At 27.1% G+C, this 3,295-nt stretch carries 4 protein-coding genes; all 4 read left to right on the plus strand.

Annotated elements, in window-relative coordinates; genetic code table 11:
- Nucleotides 1-1,217, plus strand: a 1,217-nt coding sequence (locus ACRDDY_RS18675; protein ID WP_438566428.1) for a replicative DNA helicase, incomplete at its 5' end; no start/stop codon positions are given.
- Between the two features lie 206 nt (nt 1,218-1,423).
- Nucleotides 1,424-2,077, plus strand: coding sequence for a hypothetical protein (locus ACRDDY_RS18680; protein WP_438566429.1), 654 nt, complete (start codon nt 1,424-1,426; stop codon nt 2,075-2,077).
- 74 nt (nt 2,078-2,151) lie between these two features.
- Complete coding sequence (locus ACRDDY_RS18685; protein WP_438566430.1) at nt 2,152-2,571, plus strand: arsenate reductase ArsC; 420 nt, start codon at nt 2,152-2,154, stop codon at nt 2,569-2,571.
- Between the two features lie 301 nt (nt 2,572-2,872).
- The coding region (locus tag ACRDDY_RS18690) for a hypothetical protein (protein WP_438566431.1) at nt 2,873-3,295 on the plus strand (423 nt) is incomplete at its 3' end.

Here is a 3,295-nt window from a genome sequence, read left to right on the forward strand (position 1 = left end):
ACTTTCCTATGTGTTTAGATGAGTTAAATGAGTTAGATTTTTATGATAAAAAACATAAAATTTTATTTAGTCATATGAAAGATTTGTATGGAAATGGTAGAAGGATTAGTGATGTAAATTTAATTGAGAAGCTTAGAGATGGAGATATTTTAGAGGTTGGAGGTTTATCTTATGTACTTCAAATTTTAAATGGTGGAAGAAATTTAGATTTAACAGGTTATATAAAAATTGTTAAGGAATATAGTGAGAAGAGGCATTTAAGGGAAGTACTATTAAGGGCAGCTAGTCATATAAGTAGTAGACCTATAAAGGAAATTCGTGAATATGTTTATATGGGGCTTGAAAAAAATAGTAAGAGACATGAAAGTATTTTAGATACTAAAGAATTTTTATATAAGGGACTTGTAGATATTGAAGAGAGATATCTTCAAGGTGGAAAATCTTATGGAATGAGTACAGGTTTTTCTTCATATGATGAGAATATAGGAGCATTAAAGAAGGGAGAGCTTGTTGTTGTAGCAGGAAGACCAGGAATGGGAAAAACAGTTTTTGCAGTAAATCTTTTTGTGAACTTAGCTCAAAATGGATATCAAACCTTATTCACAGAAATAGAGATGAATGCAGAGGCTTTAGCAATGAAGGTGTTTTCATCTAAAGCAAATATAGATGGAAAAAACCTTATGAATGGAGATTTAGAGCCAGAAGACTTTATAAATCTTACAAAGGTATGTGATAAATTAGTAAAAAAAGGCGGAATGATGGTAGATTGTAGTGAAATGCAAGACCTAATTTCAATAAAAGCAAAGGCAAAAGCAGTAAAAGAAAGCAAGGGGTTAGATGTTCTAATAATAGATTATCTAACACTTATGGAGATAGATGATAGAAAAGAAAATAGAGTAAATGCAGTAGGAAAAATAACAAGAGGACTAAAACTTTTAGCAAAGGAGCTTGACATAAGTATAGTATTATTAAGTCAATTATCTAGAGGAGTAGAAGGAAGAGCAGATAAAGAGCCAATGCTTTCAGACTTAAGAGACAGTGGAAGTATAGAACAAGATGCTGATGTAGTTATGTTTGTCTACAGAGAAGATTATTATGATAAAGAAAAAGATGATGAAAAGGTAATGAAACTTCTAGTAAGAAAAAATAGAACAGGAAAAGTAGGAACTATAAATCTTAGATATATTCCAGAATATCAAAGAGTAGATAATCTTTAAAATTTAATTAACTAAAGGTAAATTTAACTATTAAAATACTTTGAGAATATCAGTGAAAAATATAAAGTACTGTTTAATTTGTAAAAGTTAAGAAAAGCAAGATATAAATATAATGTGTATGGTAAAATTTTATAGTAGAATAAAAGAAAAAAATAAAATAGATAAGTATAATTAAAGTTTTTGAATACTTATTAGGGGGAATATAATTGAAATTACAATTTGATGAGGATTGTTTGTATTTACTTAAGCAATATAGTATTAGGAAGAGAAGAAAGTATGATCTAGTATTAAGTAGTGATATGAAAAGGGAATTTAGTATAAGTAATAAAAGGTTAAATAGATCTATGTGCAATAAGAGATTAAATTTTTGTGATGAGGAATTAGAGAAAAATGATGTTTACTCTTTAAAAACTTTAGCTAACTATATGAGGATAGATTATAAAAAGTTTATTAATAAGATTGTAGATGGGAAATATATTAAGCCACAAGGAACATCACCTAAGAAGAATGTTTACTATTATGCTGTAAAAGAAATAATTAATGAAAATGGAGATACTGTTAAAGTGCAAGAAGTTAATGAAGTAACAGATGCCTTTAGTGATTGTATATTTAGTGCTATTGTTTCTTGTAGAAAAGAAGTAGAGGGATTTAATAAAAACTTAAGTAGAGTGAGAGGTAGTTTAACACTATGTTCTATGCTTCTAGTAGTGAATATTTGGAATGTGATACCAGATAAAATGTCTAATATTTTTAAAATATCAATGTATAGTAAAAATGAATTATTATATTTTTCATTAGTAATATTAATTGTGATTATTGTGATTTTATATAAAGTATCAAAAAAAGGTTATAAAAAATAAACTGAAAATTGATTTTTATGAAAGAAAGATTAAGATATAATATAAATAAAAGTGTGCTGATGGAGGAAGATTAGATGAAAAAGAAGGTAGGATTTATTTGTGTTCATAATTCATGTAGATCACAAATGGCAGAGGCTTTAGGAAAATTATATGGTGAGGATGTATTTATATCATATTCAGCAGGGACAGAAAAAAAGCCAAATATAAATAAAGATGCTGTAGAAGTGATGAAGGAATTATATAATATTGATATGGAGAAAACGCAGAGATCAAAGTTATTAGAAGATATTCCAAAGCTTGATATAGTTATAAAAATGGGCTGTAATGTGGTTTGTCCGGTTGTTTTAGGAGAGCATATTGAAGATTGGGGATTAGAAGATCCTACAGGAAAAGATAAAGAGGAATTTATAAAAACTGCAAGAGTTATTGAAGAAAAGGTTAAAGATTTAAGAAGAAGAATATTAGATGGAAAGATGAGTATTAATAAAAAATAAATAGAATACAAAAGAAGGAGCCTAAGCTAATTTAGCTAAGGTTTCTTTTTTTTGAAGTATATTTTTTATAAATATAATGACTAGAAGTCGAAAATACTGTATCAAAATATGAATAAAAATAATAAATTGTAAGATAATGATAAATTTATGTAGTAAAGATAAAAATAGAAAAAAATTATAGTATTAAAATTATATGATAAATTTGATTGTTTTTTTAGATAGAAAGAATTAGAGAATAATTTTAAAAGTAAAGAAAGAATATAGTTTGATGATGTTCAAGTAATAATTTAGGAGGTAAATGATGAAAGCATGTGGACATGGAATTCAGATTCAAAAAAAAGGTGGTGGAGTAGTTAAAAGGAAAGAAAATGTTTTATTTAATAGTTTAACTACAACTACCTTTAAAGGAATATATTACAATTCATATACAGGAGTATTTACAATAAGAGATAAAGGAGAATACTATATTTCATGGTGGATATCAATGAAATATGGACTAGGATGCTTTGGAACTAGCTTTTCCTTAGTATTTAGTGATGGTCAAATTATTACAGCAGTATCAGAAGAACAAAAAGGCCAAATAATAGGAGACGCATATATTGAGATAAATGAAGTACCAATAACCTTTAGATTAGTAAATACCAGTTGTAGTGATGTAATTTATTCGTGCATAAATGGAATTACGGCTAATCTAATAGTATCCACTGGAATACAAGGACCAATG

Origin of the sequence: Clostridium sp. (genome assembly GCF_051656525.1) — a bacterium.
GTDB lineage: Bacteria > Bacillota > Clostridia > Clostridiales > Clostridiaceae > Clostridium.